20 protein-coding genes are annotated in these 16,086 nt (G+C 44.8%); 16 read left to right on the forward strand and 4 right to left on the reverse strand.

Annotated elements, in window-relative coordinates:
* Positions 1-93: 93 nt before the first annotated feature.
* Positions 94-837, forward strand: coding sequence for a poly-gamma-glutamate hydrolase family protein (locus AXI59_RS16855; protein WP_061520616.1), 744 nt, complete (start codon positions 94-96; stop codon positions 835-837).
* A gap of 29 nt (positions 838-866) precedes the next feature.
* Positions 867-1,319, forward strand: a complete 453-nt coding sequence (locus AXI59_RS16860; RefSeq protein ID WP_061520617.1) for an OsmC family protein — start codon at positions 867-869, stop codon at positions 1,317-1,319.
* Between the two features lie 13 nt (positions 1,320-1,332).
* Here the strand turns inward: AXI59_RS16860 and erbB are convergent, their stop codons facing one another.
* The 3 genes from erbB to AXI59_RS16875 form a co-directional block, all read right to left on the reverse strand.
* Positions 1,333-1,686, reverse strand: a complete 354-nt coding sequence (erbB, locus tag AXI59_RS16865) for an SMR family multidrug efflux transporter EbrB (protein WP_061520618.1) — start codon at positions 1,684-1,686, stop codon at positions 1,333-1,335.
* 15 nt (positions 1,687-1,701) lie between these two features.
* Entirely contained in the window at positions 1,702-2,016 is a 315-nt protein-coding gene (erbA, locus tag AXI59_RS16870) for an SMR family multidrug efflux transporter EbrA (protein WP_061520619.1), read from the reverse strand.
* A gap of 130 nt (positions 2,017-2,146) precedes the next feature.
* Positions 2,147-2,437, reverse strand: coding sequence for a hypothetical protein (locus AXI59_RS16875; protein WP_476693144.1), 291 nt, complete (start codon positions 2,435-2,437; stop codon positions 2,147-2,149).
* 126 nt (positions 2,438-2,563) lie between these two features.
* Between AXI59_RS16875 and AXI59_RS16880 the strand changes: the two genes are divergently transcribed.
* From AXI59_RS16880 to AXI59_RS16920, 9 genes are all read left to right on the forward strand, one after another.
* Entirely contained in the window at positions 2,564-2,977 is a 414-nt protein-coding gene (locus AXI59_RS16880) for a YmaF family protein (protein WP_156476311.1), read from the forward strand.
* Positions 2,978-3,075: 98 nt separating this feature from the next.
* A complete protein-coding gene (gene miaA / locus AXI59_RS16885) occupies positions 3,076-4,020 on the forward strand; it encodes a tRNA (adenosine(37)-N6)-dimethylallyltransferase MiaA (RefSeq protein WP_061520622.1) in 945 nt (314 codons plus the stop codon).
* A gap of 39 nt (positions 4,021-4,059) precedes the next feature.
* Positions 4,060-4,281, forward strand: coding sequence for an RNA chaperone Hfq (gene hfq, locus AXI59_RS16890; protein WP_003154064.1), 222 nt, complete (start codon positions 4,060-4,062; stop codon positions 4,279-4,281).
* A gap of 94 nt (positions 4,282-4,375) precedes the next feature.
* A complete protein-coding gene (locus tag AXI59_RS16895) occupies positions 4,376-4,651 on the forward strand; it encodes a YmzC family protein (RefSeq protein WP_061528786.1) in 276 nt (91 codons plus the stop codon).
* A gap of 82 nt (positions 4,652-4,733) precedes the next feature.
* The gene (locus tag AXI59_RS16900; protein WP_061520624.1) at positions 4,734-4,946 is read left to right on the forward strand and encodes a hypothetical protein; all 213 of its coding nucleotides are present in this window, start codon (positions 4,734-4,736) and stop codon (positions 4,944-4,946) included.
* A gap of 260 nt (positions 4,947-5,206) precedes the next feature.
* A complete protein-coding gene (gene nrdI, locus AXI59_RS16905) occupies positions 5,207-5,599 on the forward strand; it encodes a class Ib ribonucleoside-diphosphate reductase assembly flavoprotein NrdI (RefSeq protein ID WP_061520625.1) in 393 nt (130 codons plus the stop codon).
* Positions 5,559-7,661 (forward strand): class 1b ribonucleoside-diphosphate reductase subunit alpha, encoded by a 2,103-nt coding sequence (gene nrdE / locus AXI59_RS16910; protein ID WP_061520626.1) that lies wholly within the window; start codon positions 5,559-5,561, stop codon positions 7,659-7,661. Before nrdI ends, nrdE begins: the two co-directional genes overlap by 41 nt.
* A 17-nt stretch (positions 7,662-7,678) precedes the next feature.
* Positions 7,679-8,668 carry a class 1b ribonucleoside-diphosphate reductase subunit beta gene (nrdF, locus tag AXI59_RS16915; protein ID WP_061520627.1) on the forward strand — a complete coding sequence of 330 codons (990 nt, stop codon included), beginning with the start codon at positions 7,679-7,681 and terminating at the stop codon, positions 8,666-8,668.
* Between the two features lie 46 nt (positions 8,669-8,714).
* Positions 8,715-9,335, forward strand: a complete 621-nt coding sequence (locus AXI59_RS16920; RefSeq protein ID WP_061528787.1) for a hypothetical protein — start codon at positions 8,715-8,717, stop codon at positions 9,333-9,335.
* A 45-nt stretch (positions 9,336-9,380) separates the two neighbouring features.
* Here AXI59_RS16920 and AXI59_RS16925 read toward each other — a convergent pair whose 3' ends face one another.
* Positions 9,381-10,139 carry an N-acetylmuramoyl-L-alanine amidase gene (locus tag AXI59_RS16925; RefSeq protein WP_061528788.1) on the reverse strand — a complete coding sequence of 253 codons (759 nt, stop codon included), beginning with the start codon at positions 10,137-10,139 and terminating at the stop codon, positions 9,381-9,383.
* 310 nt (positions 10,140-10,449) lie between these two features.
* Between AXI59_RS16925 and spoVK the strand changes: the two genes are divergently transcribed.
* The 5 genes from spoVK (at position 10,450) to glnA (ending at position 15,998) form a co-directional block, all read left to right on the forward strand.
* Positions 10,450-11,418: a stage V sporulation protein K gene (spoVK, locus tag AXI59_RS16930; protein WP_061528789.1), complete on the forward strand. Its 969-nt coding sequence runs from the start codon at positions 10,450-10,452 to the stop codon at positions 11,416-11,418.
* A gap of 128 nt (positions 11,419-11,546) precedes the next feature.
* Positions 11,547-12,809 (forward strand): GTPase HflX, encoded by a 1,263-nt coding sequence (gene hflX, locus AXI59_RS16935; protein WP_061528790.1) that lies wholly within the window; start codon positions 11,547-11,549, stop codon positions 12,807-12,809.
* A gap of 16 nt (positions 12,810-12,825) precedes the next feature.
* Positions 12,826-14,091 carry a methionine gamma-lyase family protein gene (locus tag AXI59_RS16940; protein ID WP_061528791.1) on the forward strand — a complete coding sequence of 422 codons (1,266 nt, stop codon included), beginning with the start codon at positions 12,826-12,828 and terminating at the stop codon, positions 14,089-14,091.
* A gap of 109 nt (positions 14,092-14,200) precedes the next feature.
* Positions 14,201-14,605 (forward strand): MerR family transcriptional regulator, encoded by a 405-nt coding sequence (locus tag AXI59_RS16945; RefSeq protein WP_061520790.1) that lies wholly within the window; start codon positions 14,201-14,203, stop codon positions 14,603-14,605.
* Between the two features lie 58 nt (positions 14,606-14,663).
* A complete protein-coding gene (gene glnA, locus AXI59_RS16950) occupies positions 14,664-15,998 on the forward strand; it encodes a type I glutamate--ammonia ligase (protein WP_061528792.1) in 1,335 nt (444 codons plus the stop codon).
* Positions 15,999-16,086 lie beyond the last annotated feature (88 nt).

Below are 16,086 nucleotides of genomic sequence, written 5' to 3' on the forward strand. Positions count from 1 at the left end.
TTCACTGATGAAAATGTGAATAGAATGTTAAGATAAAACCTATTGACAAAAATCATATAATGAACATTCCCATTTTTATAGAAAGGAGAACTGATGAAAAGAATTTTACTTAATGTCATTATTATTGTAGCAATGGTCTTACTAATCAGATGTGTTCATTATGCGTCAGAACCTGAGCCCTCTGCTTCTGATACATATTTAGATTTTAAAAGTCTCGCGGAGCATGAAGATCCCGATGATTATCATATATCGTACAACAGGCACGAGGGAAGCCAGGTATTAATCATGTCGCCGCACGGAGGCAGAATTGAGGGCGGAGTAAGCGAGATCGTCCGTTCGTTCAGTGATGATTTTTCAACCTATCTGTTTGAAGGGTTAAAAGCGCACGATAATCAGACCCTCCACATTACGAGCACCAATTTTGACGAACCGGTCGCACTCAAAAGCATTAAGCAGCATCGCTATGTCATAGCCGTCCACGGTTATAAAGGTGACGGGAAAAACACCCTTGTAGGAGGAAGCGACCGAAAACGCGCGGCAAAACTGGTAAAAGCTCTTGAAAGAAGCGGCTTTTCCGCTGAACTTGCATCCTCTAAAACCGGGCTGGCCGGAGTTCATGCCGAAAATATTAACAATCAGGGGAAAACAGGTCTGAGCATACAGCTTGAAATCAGCAGAGAACAGAGAGAAGCATTTTTTGATAATTTTGATTACCGTGAAAGAGAATACACAAAAACAGATGAGTTCTACCGTTTCGTCCATACGATAAAAAGAGTGATCAATCAAGGGTATTCTGAGCGAAAAACAAGACAACCGAGTGAAAGATCAGCAGGCTGAAAAAAGATAAAAAAAAGGAGGATGGCACCATGGCAAAACATCATTTTTATTTAAAAGCAAACTGGCCCGGAAAACGCAATGATGTCGGCGATATTAAAAGCGGTCATTTAGAAACCGCTGTTTCAATTCCTAAGGAAATGGACGGGCCGGGAGCAGGGACAAATCCCGATGAAATGCTGCTTGGGGCGGCTGCGACTTGTTATATCATTACGCTTGCGGCAATGATGGAAAGAAGCGGTTTGGAAAAAGTGGATTTACATATGGAGTCTGAAGGAATCGTAGATGTGACAAACGGAGTGTTTACGTATCAGAAAATCATTCACCGTCCGTTTATTTTATTAAAGCCCGATGCGAAAGAAACGGATTTTGCCCTGGCGAGGAAATTAGCGGAGAAAGCGGAGTCTTCTTGTATGATTTCACGCGCCGTTCAAGGAAATGTGGAAATGGAGCTGGAGGCTGAGGTAAAAGCAGCCCGCGCATAATAAGTTCAAACGGTCAGCTGCGGGCCGTTTGATCTTTTTTTGCTTTTTGTGATTTTGAGTGATTTAACAATGCCACCCCGGCAATGACCAAAATGAGCCCGATAATCATCTTGATTGTCATGGCTTCCTTGAAAACAAAAAAACCGACGACTGCCGTTAAAGCCGTCCCGACCCCTGACCACGTCGCATACGCGCTTGATAAATCGATGGTTTTTAAAGAAAAGCTCAAAAACATAAAGGAAGCGCCGATTCCGGCGATGACACCAAGAGCGGGCAACAGGTGCGTAAAACCGTCTGAAAGCTTCAGCATCGTGCTTCCGAACACTTCTGACAAAATGGCGGCTGCCAAATATAAAATCCCTTTCATCTTTCTGCCTCCTTTCTACCAATTCATCAGGATGACACCGGCCAGCAATAAGATCAGCCCAATCACAGCCTGCTTGTCCAATTTTTCATGAAACCATTTTGCGCCGATAATGGCGGCGAGCACCGTTCCGACTCCGCTCCATGTCGCATAGGATAAGCTGAGCGGAATGAGGTTCAGGGTAAGTGAAAGCATATAAAACGCCAATGAATAGCCTGCCACTACCATCACGCTTGGCAAAAAGCGCGTAAAACCGCGGGAGATTTTCAGCATGGCGGCACCCATTGACTCAGATAAAATAGCAATTGTGAGGAAGATATAACCTGCAATCATATCAAATCCCCCTCTCTTTATAAATCAGCTGCCTCCCTCTGGGGCAGTAAAATAATATCTGAACTGCGCCAGTCAAGTCAAGACATTTGGCCTATATAAAAAGGCCCCATCCAGAGGGAGCCTTTTCTGTTTAATAGAAATACGGATACGGGTAATAAGGATAACCGTAGCCATAACCGTAACCGCCGTACAGGTACGGATTGAATAAAGCGCTTCCTACAAGTCCGCCGACAAGCCCGCCAAAGAACGGCCCTCCGTAAAAACCAAATGGACGGCCAAATCCCCATCCAAAACCTGGACGTCCGAACCCAAAACCTGGACGTCCGAACCCAAATCCCGGACGCCCAAACCCAAATCCCGGACGGCCAAACCCAAATCCCGGACGGCCAAACCCAAAGCCGGGTCTCCCAAACGGTCTCATATCACTTTCTTCTGCATAAATGTGTTCTTCATTCATAATCTAGGTACCTCCAAGAATAAATTTTAGATGATAACAGAGTATTCAGCCCATCAATTTTTGATTGGGCGTTTGTAAAAAAACAAAGGAGTGAGCCAAGTGGGCCTGTATCAGTCTGACTGGTCAAAAAAACCTCCGCACACACATGCTTACCGGGCGAAAACGGATGTTGAGCGGGGACATTATCATTTGATTGAAGGCTTTTCAAAGCCTGAGAACGGAAGCAACACAGATCAGCATACGCATTACTATTCGGGAATCACCTCTTTTGAAAACGGCCATTTTCACAGATACTACGGCATTTCCGGGCCGGCAATTCCAAGGCTCGACGGAACCCATTACCACGAACTCGAGGAAACCACATTTTCCGCTTACAATGAGCCGATTGAAATCCGTTACGGAGGCGTCGTTTACGATCCGCGAAACGACGTCAGAAAAACGCACAGACATAAGCTTAAAGGGAGAACAAGGGAGGTTGTCGGCAATGAGCCGCTCGGATGGTAACCGACGTTTAGCGTTTCGGAAAAAGGGCAAAATGGATAGGTGGATAGAGAAAGGAATGCTATAATCAGGGGGAGATTGTTAAAAGAGAGTGATACATAGTGAATAATTCAAAACAGTCTGTCGTCATTCTGGTCGGTCCGACGGCAGTTGGAAAAACAAATGTAAGCATCCAACTTGCAAAAATGCTAAACGCTGAAATCATCAGCGGGGATTCCATGCAGGTGTATAAAGGGATGGACATCGGAACCGCCAAAATCACCGAACAGGAAATGGAAGGCGTTCCTCATCACCTGATTGATATTTTGGAACCGTCTGACTCATTTTCAACGGCGGATTATCAAAAGATGGTGAGAGCGAAAATCAGTGAAATTGCAAACAGAGGAAAGCTGCCGATGATTGTCGGAGGAACTGGATTATACATTCAGTCTGTGCTGTATGACTATACATTTACAGAAAACTCCGGTGATCCCGTCTTCCGCGAGAACATGGAGAAATTGGCGGCCGAAGAAGGAGCCGGATCTCTCCATGCCAAGCTTGCGGCGGCCGACCCGGAAGCTGCAGCCGCCATCCATGAAAACAACACGAGAAGAGTCATTCGTGCGCTTGAAATTTTACATACGTCAGGAAAAACGATGTCTGAGCATCTTAAAGACCAAAAACGGGAGATGCTGTACAACGCAATTCTGATCGGGCTCACGATGGACAGACAGGCGCTGTATGACCGAATTAACGAGCGGGTCGACATGATGATGGAAGCGGGACTTCTTGACGAGGTGAAACGGCTGTATGACCGGAATTTGCGGGACAGCCAAGCCATTCAGGCAATCGGCTATAAGGAGCTTTACGAATATCTTGACGGCAGGGTGACGCTGTCTGAGGCCGTCGAGCAATTAAAACAAAACTCAAGACGCTACGCGAAACGCCAGCTGACCTGGTTTCGCAATAAAATGCCCGTCGCATGGACAGATATGACGCCGCCTGTCAATATTGAACTGAAAAAAAAGGAAATTTTCGAGTGTATAGCAGGAAAACTGGAAGTTTAATCGAAACTGTATGGTATTGAGAACCAAGGAGGACGAAACATGAAACCGATTAATATTCAAGATCAGTTTTTGAACCAAATCCGAAAAGACAATACGTTCGTCACAGTTTTTTTACTCAACGGCTTTCAGCTTCGCGGCCAGGTAAAAGGCTTTGATAACTTTACGGTATTGCTTGAAACGGAAGGAAAGCAGCAGCTCATCTATAAACATGCCATCTCCACCTTCGCACCGCAAAAAAACGTGCAGCTTGAGCTTGAATAGACTTTCAATAAAGACCATGAGAAATGGTCTTTTTTTATGCTGATATGTATATTGATGGTCATATATCCGAAAGACTAAAGGAGCTGGGAGAATATTGTTTGAAAGTGAGTCTGAGCTCAGACGTATCAGAATTACGCTTGTTTGGATTGCGGTATTTTTACTGTTTGGGGCATGCAGCAATCACGAGACAGTTGTGACGACCGATGACAGCGGTTCATCAGATGCCGGGCCGCAGACAGAAGGCATGGTGCCGCTTGAAAATAATCACTTCGGCGTGGTTCAGGACGGCTATTTGAAAATCTACCGGTACGAGGAAAAAAACAATAAAATTGAGCTGAAAAAAGAATCGTCACTGGATGAGCTTGAATAAATTTCACAAGCATTCGAATTTACAAAGCGGGCCTCACCAGCTAAACTAGGTACTGACATTGATCATGCAGAGGGTGAGAGTATTGAAACACAAGGTGATAATCAACCATTGGGAAGAAACCTGTGAAGATGATTCCTGCTATGAATATGGAACCAGCATTATCGTAGACGGCAAAGAATTAATCAGAGAAGCTTCGATTACGAGCGCTCTTAAAGCCGTACTGAAAGAAATCGGTGCTGACGTGGAGATAGAAGAAACCGTTGAAAGCGAAAAATGCGATTCTTACAAAAAATAAGAAAAAAAGTCTAGACTACTAAGCAGTTTTTTTTCATGTTATGATAGACATCGGCTTAAAAAATGACACCCCGAGTAGGATGAGAGATGATTCTCGTTCTGCTCTCTTTTTTGGGCGCTAAACGGGCCCGAGCCGCAGTCCGTTCTTTCAAAAATATGAACTTTTTATAAATGTATCTCAATATGTTGTGTTTTTCTGATAGGTTAGTATACTATATATAGTGTTAAGAGATTCATTATTTTTGATAGGTCGTGATAAGGATGGTTCAAATCATATTTGATTCGAAGACAGGGAATGTTCAGCGTTTTGTGAATAAAACAGGCTTTCAGCTGATCCGCAAGGTGGACGAGATTGAAGATCTGGACACTCCGTTTGTACTGGTGACCTACACGACAAACTTCGGACAGGTGCCGGCATCAACACAGGCATTTCTCGAAAAAAACGCCCATCTGCTGATAGGAGTCGCAGCGAGCGGCAACAAGATTTGGGGCGAGCATTTTGCCAAAAGCGCCGACACGATTTCAAAGCAGTATCAGGTGCCGGTCTTGCACAAATTTGAACTCAGCGGCACAGCGAAAGACGTTGAATTGTTTACTCAGGAGGTAGAAAAAGTTGTCACAAAACCAAGTGCCAAAATGGATTCAGTTAAATAACGAAATTATGATCCAAAAAGATGGAAAATTCCAGTTTGATAAAGATAAAGAGGCTGTACATAGCTATTTTGTTGACTATATCAATCAAAACACGGTATTCTTTCACGATTTGAAAGAGAAGCTGGATTACCTGATTGAAAATCAATACTACGAAGAAGAGTTTCTGAGCCTCTATTCATTTGAAGAGATAAAAGAAGTGTTTAAGACAGCTTACGCGAAGAAATTTCGTTTTCCATCCTTCATGAGTGCATTTAAATTTTATAACGATTATGCGTTGAAAACGAATGACAAGAAAAAAATCCTTGAGCGTTATGAGGACAGAATTTCAATTGTGGCGCTGTTTTTTGCAAACGGCGACTCAGAAAAAGCGAAAGAATATGTGCGCTTGATGATTAATCAGGAATATCAGCCGAGCACGCCGACATTTTTAAATGCCGGACGCAAACGCCGCGGCGAGCTTGTCAGCTGCTTCCTTCTCGAAGTCAATGACTCGCTGAACGATATTTCAAGAGCGATTGACATTTCCATGCAGCTTTCAAAGCTCGGGGGAGGCGTGTCCCTTAACCTGTCAAAGCTCCGCGCGAAAGGTGAAGCGATTAAAGACGTAGAAAACGCTACTAAAGGCGTCGTGGGCGTCATGAAGCTTCTCGATAACGCGTTCCGCTATGCTGATCAAATGGGACAAAGACAAGGTTCAGGAGCAGCATACCTGAACATCTTCCACCGTGATATTAATGATTTTCTCGATACGAAAAAAATCTCGGCCGATGAGGACGTCCGCGTTAAAACCCTCTCCATCGGCGTCGTGATTCCGGACAAGTTCATTGAACTTGCGAGAGAAGACAAAGCGGCTTATGTATTTTATCCGCATACCATTTACAAAGAATACGGCCAGCACATGGACGAAATGGACATGACGGCGATGTATGAGGAGCTTGTGGACAATCCCCGCGTGAAAAAAGAAAAAATTAATGCGCGCAAATTGCTTGAAAAGCTTGCGGTCCTGCGCTCTGAATCAGGTTATCCGTATATTATGTTCCAAGACAATGTAAACAAAGAGCACGCGAACAACCACGTCTCAAAAGTGAAATTCTCGAACTTGTGTTCAGAAGTCCTTCAGGCGTCCCAAGTCTCCTCATATACAGACTATGATGAGGAAGATCAAATCGGCTTGGATATTTCCTGTAATCTCGGCTCTTTAAACATTCTGAATGTGATGAAGCATAAATCGATTGAACGTACGGTGAAACTTGCGACGGATTCCTTGACGCATGTATCCGAGACGACAGATATCCGCAACGCGCCTGCAGTAAGACGCGCGAACAAAGCGATGAAGTCGATCGGCTTAGGCGCGATGAACCTTCACGGCTATCTTGCCCAAAACGGCATCGCATACGAAAGCCCGGAAGCGAGAGACTTTGCAAACACGTTCTTTATGATGGTGAACTTTTATTCCATCCAACGTTCGGCCGAGCTTGCGAAAGAAAAAGGCGAAACGTTTGAGCATTATGAAGGCTCCTCTTACGCAACGGGAGAATACTTCAATAAATATGTAGAAAAAGATTTCTCGCCGAAACACGAAAAAATCGCTGCGCTGTTTGAAGGCATGCACGTTCCGACCATTGAAGACTGGAAAGAGCTGAGAGCGTTCGTGGCCGAAAACGGCATGTACCACAGCTACAGACTGTGCATTGCGCCGACCGGCTCCATTTCATACGTTCAATCCAGCACGGCATCCGTTATGCCGATTATGGAACGGATCGAAGAAAGAACATACGGAAACTCAAAAACGTATTACCCAATGCCGGGATTAGCGTCAAATAACTGGTTCTTCTACAAAGAAGCCTATGACATGGATATGTTCAAAGTGGTGGATATGATCGCGACAATCCAGCAGCATATTGATCAGGGAATCAGCTTTACCCTGTTCTTGAAAGATACGATGACCACTCGTGATCTGAACCGTATTGATCTGTATGCCCACCATAGAGGCATTAAAACCATTTACTATGCAAGAACGAAAGATACCGGGCAGGATAGCTGTCTTTCTTGTGTTGTTTGATTAAAGGAGAGTTTACAGTGACAAAAATTTATGACGCAGCAAACTGGTCAAAGCATGAAGATGATTTCACCCAAATGTTTTACAACCAAAATGTGAAGCAGTTCTGGCTTCCGGAAGAGATCGCATTAAACGGCGATCTCCTCACTTGGAAATACTTAGGAAAAAATGAGCAGGACACGTACATGAAGGTGCTTGCCGGCCTGACGCTGCTTGATACAGAGCAGGGAAACACGGGCATGCCGATTGTGGCCGAACATGTAGAAGGCCACCAGCGCAAAGCTGTGCTTAATTTTATGGCGATGATGGAAAACGCGGTGCATGCAAAGTCATACTCGAATATCTTTATGACGCTGGCGCCGACTGAAACGATAAACGAAGTATTCGAATGGGTAAAGCAAAACAAATTTTTGCAGAAAAAAGCCCAAACTGTTGTCGGGCTTTACCGCGCCATTCAAAAAGATGACGAGATTTCTTTGTTTAAAGCCATGGTTGCTTCCGTTTATTTAGAAAGTTTCCTTTTCTACAGCGGTTTTTATTATCCGTTATATTTCTACGGCCAAGGAAAACTGATGCAAAGCGGTGAAATTATCAACCTTATCTTGCGTGATGAAGCGATTCACGGCGTATACGTCGGACTGCTTGCCCAAGAAATATACAACAAACAAACAGAAGCGAAAAAAGCGGAGCTTCGCGAATTTTCGATTGAGCTTTTAGAGGAGCTTTACCACAATGAGCTTGAGTATACCGAGGATCTGTACGACCAAGTCGGGCTGTCTCATGACGTAAAGAAATTTATCCGCTATAACGCCAATAAAGCGCTGATGAACTTAGGGTTCGAACCTCACTTTGAAGAGGAAGACATTAATCCGATCGTATTAAACGGATTAAATACAAAAACAAAATCGCACGACTTCTTCTCCATGAAGGGGAACGGCTACAAAAAAGCTACGGTAGAACCGATTAAAGACGACGATTTTTATTTTGATCAAGACGAAGAGCAGATATAATATCTGCTCTTTTCGGCTTGACGGAGACTGAAAAGGAGGAACAGACATGGGAAAAATGGATGAAATCATCTTGGTTGCCCCGAGGGAAGACGTATTTCAAAAAGAAACGTTGACATTCCAGGGAGTGAACAGTGAAGACGAACGTATTGTCAACATCATGTCTCATATTGAGGCGCATTATCATGAAATGAGAAGAGGCGACGCGGAAGAGGACCCGCGTTTCAAGCAGCCGATTCCGTATGTCGTCATCCGCCGCGATGATGAAGTATTCGTGTATGAACGGCTGGCGGGAGGAGGGGAAGCGCGCCTCCACAATAAATTATCCCTCGGCTTCGGCGGCCACATGAATCAAATTGAAGGCGCCGCTTCATTTTCCGAAGTGCTGAAGCTCAACACGGACCGCGAGCTTGCAGAAGAGCTGCACATTAATGAGGACGATAAACAAAACATCATCACACTCGGTTTAATCAATGATGACGAAAACAGTGTGGGAAAGGTGCATATCGGTATCCTTTCGGCGCTTCAATTAGCATCAGGAGCGCACGTAGAGGTGAAAGAAAAAGACCAAATTGCAGGCCGCTGGATGAACATTTCTGATTTAAAAGAGGAAGACGTGTATCAGCGTCTTGAAACATGGTCTCAGTTTGTCGCTGATATTCTGAAATAGCTGAAAAACCCTGTTCGCCCTAAGGGGGAGAACAGGGTTTTTTGATTAGTCTTGAATGATAACCGCGTCAAATCCGGCTTTTTTGGCCCTTGCGACAAGTGCGTCTGCATTGCCTTTAGAAGAAAATGCGCCAATTTGAACTTTAAATAGGCCGTCTTTTTCCAGAACGATTGCATCAAATCCCTTTGACTTGGCATTGGCAGAAAGCGCATCAGCATTCGCCTTCACTTTGAAAGCGCCGATTTGGACTTTATATAAGCTAACCTTTTTTTTTAGATCGAAAGCCTGCTCCAAACCATTAGCATGTCCTCTCGCCAAGCTTTCAATAAAGCTTGACGTCTTCAGCTTTTTCACGTCTGCCGCCGTGTCGACAAAACCATTTTCCGTAAGCAGCGCAGGCATATTCGATTCCCTTAACACATGAAAGTTGGCTGCCTTCTTGCCGCGGTCAGCAAAGCCTGACGCTTTAATAATTTGTGAATGAAGAGCTGACTGGTAAGTGGAGGTCGGTGCTCCGACACCCGGGTAAATATAGCTCTCAAACCCGGTTCCGCCCCCTGAATTAATATGAATGGATAAAAAATAATCTGCGCCCCAGCTATTGGCGGCATCAGTTCTTTCAGTTAAACTGACCGTCTTATCGCTTGTCCTGCTCATCGAAACAGAAACCCCTTCATACTCATTTGTCAAAATCGTGCGTAATGCCAGCGCGATCTCTAAAGTGATTGCTTTTTCCTGAAGGCCATTCCCGGCTGCACCTGGATCAGTGCCGCCATGTCCGGGGTCTATAAAAATTTTAACCATTCTTCATCACCTCATTACAGCATATGATGGAATACTAAAGGTGCTTGTACGGCTGTCATTGCTGAAAAAAATAAGAAAAACGCCCTCCATTTCCCGGAAAATAAAATTAAATGGTTTGTCCTCCCGTTTATGCTGAATACAATAAGAAATGAAAAATATTTCTCGGGAAAGCGCAGAATTCAACATTATTCCCGAAGAGAACGGAAAATGTGACAGGCGCAAATGCAAATGAAAAAAAGGCCTTCATGATAGGCGGATGTCACAAACGCCTTTATCATGAATAAGATAAAGAGAGAACAGAGAGGTGAGCATGTTGGAGCGCGCTGTAACCTATAAAAATAACGGACAAATTAACATTATTCTAAACGGTCAAAAGCAAGTGCTGACAAATGCTGAAGCGGAGGCGGAATATCAGGCTGCTCTGCAAAAAAACGAAGCCAAACACAGCATTTTAAAAGAAATTGAAAAGGAAATGAACACATTAGTCGGAATGGAAGAAATGAAACGCAACATTAAAGAAATCTACGCGTGGATTTTCGTCAATCAAAAACGGGCCGAACAAGGTTTGAAAGTCGGAAAACAAGCCCTCCATATGATGTTCAAAGGAAACCCGGGCACCGGCAAAACAACCGTCGCCAGACTGATCGGCAAGCTTTTTTTTGAAATGAACGTTCTCTCCAAAGGTCATTTAATTGAAGCCGAACGGGCCGATCTCGTCGGGGAATACATCGGGCATACGGCGCAAAAAACGAGAGATTTAATTAAAAAGTCGCTCGGCGGCATCTTGTTTATTGACGAAGCCTACTCGCTTGCAAGAGGCGGGGAAAAGGATTTTGGAAAAGAAGCGATTGACACCCTTGTTAAGCATATGGAAGATAAGCAGCATGAATTTATTCTCATCCTTGCGGGATATTCGAGAGAAATGACGCATTTTCTCTCATTAAACCCAGGCCTGCAATCGCGCTTTCCCATCAGTATCGACTTTCCGGATTACACGGTTACCCAGCTGATGGATATTGCAAAGCGCATGATTTTGGAACGGGAATACCAATTAAGCCAGGAAGCCGAATGGAAATTGAAAGATTACTTAATGACAGTGAAAAGCACAACAAGTCCCATTAAATTCAGCAACGGCCGTTTTGTCAGAAATGTGATTGAAAAATCAATCCGCGCTCAGGCGATGAGACTTTTAATGGGAGACCAATACTTAAAGAGCGATCTGATGACAATTAAAAGCCAGGATTTATTCATAAAAGACGAAATGGCGGGCCTCGAATAACCTCTCAACCTGCTTGAGAGGTCTTTTTTATATATCTCTCTTTAAAACCCGCCGGATGTGTGGTATACGCCCTGCGGGTTTGGTATGATAGTACTACTGCCCAATACGACACAGAAAGGAACATCCATTTGAACGAACAGGAAGTAAAAAAGGAAACGGTCATATTGGTCGGCTGCCAGCTGCCGCACATGACGGACGAGCATTTTGACCATTCGATGGACGAGCTTGCTTCACTTACGAAAACAGCTGACGGAACGGTGCTGACACGGATTACGCAAAAGCGAAACAGAGCGGATGCGGCTACATATATAGGCAAAGGGAAGGTAGAAGAGCTGAAGGCGTTATGTGAAGAGCTTGAAGCGAATCTGATCATTTTTAATGATGAGCTGTCACCGAGCCAGCTCAAATCACTGGCGACTGCGATTGAGGCAAAAATTATTGACCGCACGCAGCTCATTTTGGATATATTCGCGAAAAGGGCAAAAACGCGGGAAGGAAAGCTTCAGATCGAATTAGCGCAGCTTCAGTATGCGCTTCCGAGGCTGAGCGGCCAAGGGATTAATCTCTCCAGGCAAGGAGGGGGAATCGGAACGAGGGGGCCGGGGGAAACAAAGCTTGAAACTGACCGGCGCCATATCAGAAACCGCATTCACGAAATTAACGTGCAGCTGTCAACGGTCATTCGCCATAGAAGCCGTTATCGGGAAAGACGGAAGAAAAACGGTGTGCTTCAGGCAGCGCTTGTCGGTTATACCAACGCGGGCAAATCAACGTGGTTTAATCGATTAACAAGCTCTGACAGCTACGAGGAAGATCTGCTGTTTGCGACGCTTGATCCGATGACAAGAAAAATGTCGCTTCCGAGCGGCTACAGCGTGCTGTTATCCGATACGGTCGGGTTTATTCAAGACCTGCCGACGACTTTAATTGCCGCTTTCCGGTCTACACTGGAGGAAGTAAAAGAAGCAGACTTAATCATCCATGTGATTGATTCCTCGAATGAGGATTACGCCGGACACGAAAATACCGTTCTCCGTCTTTTGAAAGAGCTTGAAGCAGATGACATTCCGGTTTTAACCGCCTATAACAAACGGGACGAAACACACCCGGACTTTATTCCGACTTCAGGAAACGAGCACATTATGATCAGCGCCAGAATAGAAGGCGACGAAGCGAAATTAAAAGCGGAAATCGAAACCTATTTGCGCCGGGAGCTCCTGACGCCTTACGAGGCCCATGTGCCGGCTGCAGAAGGCAGGCTGATCTCGCGAATCAAATCAGAGACCATGATCGACAGCCTTTATTTTAATGAAGAAAGTGAGCGCTACGAGATCTCCGGATGCGTTCAAGAAGAACAAAGCATACTCGGTGAGCTGAAGAAATTCATGTAAGGAAGGAATACTCAAAATGTTTGACACACTGACACACGGCGACCTTTTAAAAAAGACCGCCGAAGAAACAGAAGCAGAAATCTCCGCCGTTCATAAAAGAATCGAAGAAATCAGTGAACGGAACGAATGGAGGGTGCTGCAAAGCTACAGAAAGCATAAAGTAAGTGATACTCATTTTACCCCGTCAACCGGATACGGATATGATGACATCGGAAGAGATACACTGGAGGATATCTACGCCGATGTGTTCGGAGGAGAAGCGGGGCTGGTGAGACCGCAGATCATCTCCGGAACGCATGCGATTTCAATTGCGTTATTCGGTGTGCTGAGGCCGGGCGACGAATTGCTTTATATCACGGGCAAGCCTTACGATACACTTGAAGAAATCGTCGGGGTAAGAGGCGGAGAGCATTCAGGCTCGCTTAAGGATTTTCACATCGGCTATAATGCGGTTGATTTAACAGCAGAGGGCAAAGTGGATTTTGACGCGGTACGCGCTGCCATCCGCCCGAATACGAAAGTAATCGGTATCCAGCGCTCAAAAGGCTACGCCAACCGTCCGTCTTTCTGTATAAAAGAAATAGAGGAAATGATCCGTTTCGTAAAAGAAATAAAAAAAGATGTAATTGTTTTTGTGGACAATTGTTACGGGGAATTTGCGGAAGAGCGTGAGCCTTGTCACGTCGGAGCAGACCTTATGGCCGGCTCGTTGATTAAAAACCCGGGCGGCGGCCTTGCCAAAACGGGCGGCTATCTTGTCGGCAAAGCAAAGTGGATTGAAGCCTGCTCATACCGGATGACCTCACCGGGAATCGGAAGAGAAGCCGGAGCATCGCTTTATTCGCTTCAGGAAATGTACCAAGGCTTTTTTCTTGCTCCGCATGTTGTAGCGCAAAGCTTAAAAGGCGCCGTATTTACCGCTCGTTTCCTGGAAAAACTGGGATTTACATCAAATCCTGCTTGGGATACGCAAAGAACGGATCTGATCCAATCGGTCGAGTTTAACGACCCTGATAAAATGATCGCCTTTTGCCAGGCGATACAATATGCTTCTCCGATTAATGCGCATGTGACACCGTATCCAAGCTATATGCCGGGATATGAGGATGATGTCATTATGGCCGCAGGCACTTTTGTGCAGGGGGCGAGCATTGAATTATCAGCGGATGGCCCGATCAGACCTCCTTATGTCGCTTATGTCCAGGGAGGATTAACTTATGCGCACGTCAAAAATGCGATTTGCAGCGCAGTAAATGCTTTAATGGAAAAAGGTCTGATATAAGCCGTTTTAAATTTTCAAAGAATTTCATGTTAAGTTTCCTTACATGTTGTTGACGCAAAATATAACATCACCTATAATGAGACTAAGATAAGAAAAGGAGGAAATTGAGATGAGTGATAACATTCGCCGCTCAATGCCTTTATTTCCAATAGGAATTGTCATGCAGTTAACAGAACTGTCTGCCCGGCAAATTCGATATTATGAGGAAAATGGACTGATATTTCCGGCGAGAAGCGAAGGGAATAGACGATTATTTTCATTCCATGATGTAGATAAACTGTTAGAAATTAAGAATCTGATTGAACAAGGTGTCAATATGGCGGGGATTAAACAAATTCTGGATAAGGCATCTGCCCAGCCGGAAGAAAAATCCGACAAAACAGCCAAACCGATGAAGCACAATCTGTCTGACGATGAACTCAGAAAGCTTCTGAAAAACGAACTGATGCAGGCAGGCCGTTTCCAAAGGGGTAATACCTTCCGCCAAGGTGACATGTCCCGATTCTTTCATTAATCCGTTAGCAACTGTTTTGCTATATACATTTACCTTTTTAGAGGAGGAGTTTTACGAAATGGCAAAGTACACAAGAGAAGATATCGTAAAATTAGTAAATGAGGAAAACGTTAAGTATATCCGCCTTCAATTTACAGACATTCTCGGAACAATTAAAAACGTTGAAATTCCTGTGAGCCAGCTTGAAAAAGCACTCGATAATAAATGCATGTTCGACGGATCTTCCATTGAAGGTTTTGTTCGCATCGAGGAGTCTGACATGTACTTATATCCTGACCTAAATACATTTGTCATCTTCCCATGGACGGCTGAAAAAGGTAAAGTAGCACGTTTCATCTGTGACATCTACAATCCGGACGGCACACCGTTCGAAGGTGATCCGCGAAACAACCTCAAACGGATTTTGAAAGAAATGCAGGACCTTGGATTCAGTGATTTCAACCTTGGACCTGAGCCTGAATTCTTCTTATTTAAATTAGACGAAAAAGGCGAACCGACACTTGAATTAAACGACAAAGGCGGATACTTTGATTTAGCTCCGACTGACTTAGGGGAAAACTGCCGCCGCGATATCGTTTTGGAACTTGAAGAGATGGGCTTTGAAATTGAAGCATCTCACCATGAAGTTGCACCCGGCCAGCACGAAATTGATTTTAAATATGCCGGCGCCATCCGTTCTTGCGACGACATCCAAACGTTCAAACTCGTTGTGAAAACAATCGCCCGCAAGCACGGCCTGCATGCAACATTCATGCCGAAGCCGCTGTTCGGGGTGAACGGTTCAGGTATGCACTGTAACCTATCACTCTTCAAAGAGGGGGTTAACTCATTCTTTGATAAAGACGCTGAACTTCAGCTGAGCGAAACTGCAAAGCATTTCATTGCTGGTATCGTGAAACATGCGACAAGCTTTACGGCTGTCACAAACCCGACAGTGAACTCTTACAAACGTCTCGTTCCAGGTTATGAAGCGCCTTGCTACGTGGCATGGAGCGCACAAAACAGAAGCCCGCTTATCCGTATCCCGGCTTCCCGCGGCATCAGCACACGTGTTGAAGTGCGCAGCGTAGACCCTGCGGCAAACCCATACCTTGCATTAAGCGTATTGCTTGCAGCAGGTCTTGACGGAATCAAAAACAAACTTGAAGCACCTGCTCCGATTGACCGCAACATCTACGTCATGAGCAAAGAAGAGCGCATGGAAAACGGAATCGTAGACCTTCCGGCAACACTGGCGGAAGCCCTCGACGAATTCAAATCAAACGAAGTCATGGTCGGCGCCCTTGGAGAGCACCTATTCGAACACTTCATCGAAGCAAAAGAAATCGAATGGGATATGTTCCGCACGCAGGTACATCCTTGGGAGCGTGAACAGTATATGTCTCAGTATTAATAAGAAAAACCTTGATTTGATAGGGTTTTAGATTGATGAGTTGGTGGTCAAAAAGAGCGTAATAGTAGCTAGGTGGTCAATTTGACCA

Source organism: Bacillus nakamurai, from assembly GCF_001584325.1.
In the GTDB taxonomy this organism is placed as follows: domain Bacteria; phylum Bacillota; class Bacilli; order Bacillales; family Bacillaceae; genus Bacillus; species Bacillus nakamurai.

What these genes read in the sequence shown, in the direction of transcription:
- AXI59_RS16855 (WP_061520616.1), top strand. Translation starts at nt 94, where the DNA reads ATGAAAAGAATTTTACTTAATGTCATTATTATTGTAGCAATGGTCTTA.
- AXI59_RS16860 (WP_061520617.1), top strand. Translation starts at nt 867, where the DNA reads ATGGCAAAACATCATTTTTATTTAAAAGCAAACTGGCCCGGAAAACGC.
- erbB (WP_061520618.1), bottom strand. Translation starts at nt 1,686, where the DNA reads ATGAAAGGGATTTTATATTTGGCAGCCGCCATTTTGTCAGAAGTGTTC.
- erbA (WP_061520619.1), bottom strand. Translation starts at nt 2,016, where the DNA reads ATGATTGCAGGTTATATCTTCCTCACAATTGCTATTTTATCTGAGTCA.
- AXI59_RS16875 (WP_476693144.1), bottom strand. Translation starts at nt 2,437, where the DNA reads ATGAGACCGTTTGGGAGACCCGGCTTTGGGTTTGGCCGTCCGGGATTT.
- hfq (WP_003154064.1), top strand. Translation starts at nt 4,060, where the DNA reads ATGAAACCGATTAATATTCAAGATCAGTTTTTGAACCAAATCCGAAAA.
- nrdI (WP_061520625.1), top strand. Translation starts at nt 5,207, where the DNA reads ATGGTTCAAATCATATTTGATTCGAAGACAGGGAATGTTCAGCGTTTT.
- AXI59_RS16920 (WP_061528787.1), top strand. Translation starts at nt 8,715, where the DNA reads ATGGGAAAAATGGATGAAATCATCTTGGTTGCCCCGAGGGAAGACGTA.
- AXI59_RS16925 (WP_061528788.1), bottom strand. Translation starts at nt 10,139, where the DNA reads ATGGTTAAAATTTTTATAGACCCCGGACATGGCGGCACTGATCCAGGT.
- spoVK (WP_061528789.1), top strand. Translation starts at nt 10,450, where the DNA reads ATGTTGGAGCGCGCTGTAACCTATAAAAATAACGGACAAATTAACATT.
- AXI59_RS16940 (WP_061528791.1), top strand. Translation starts at nt 12,826, where the DNA reads ATGTTTGACACACTGACACACGGCGACCTTTTAAAAAAGACCGCCGAA.
- AXI59_RS16945 (WP_061520790.1), top strand. Translation starts at nt 14,201, where the DNA reads ATGAGTGATAACATTCGCCGCTCAATGCCTTTATTTCCAATAGGAATT.
- glnA (WP_061528792.1), top strand. Translation starts at nt 14,664, where the DNA reads ATGGCAAAGTACACAAGAGAAGATATCGTAAAATTAGTAAATGAGGAA.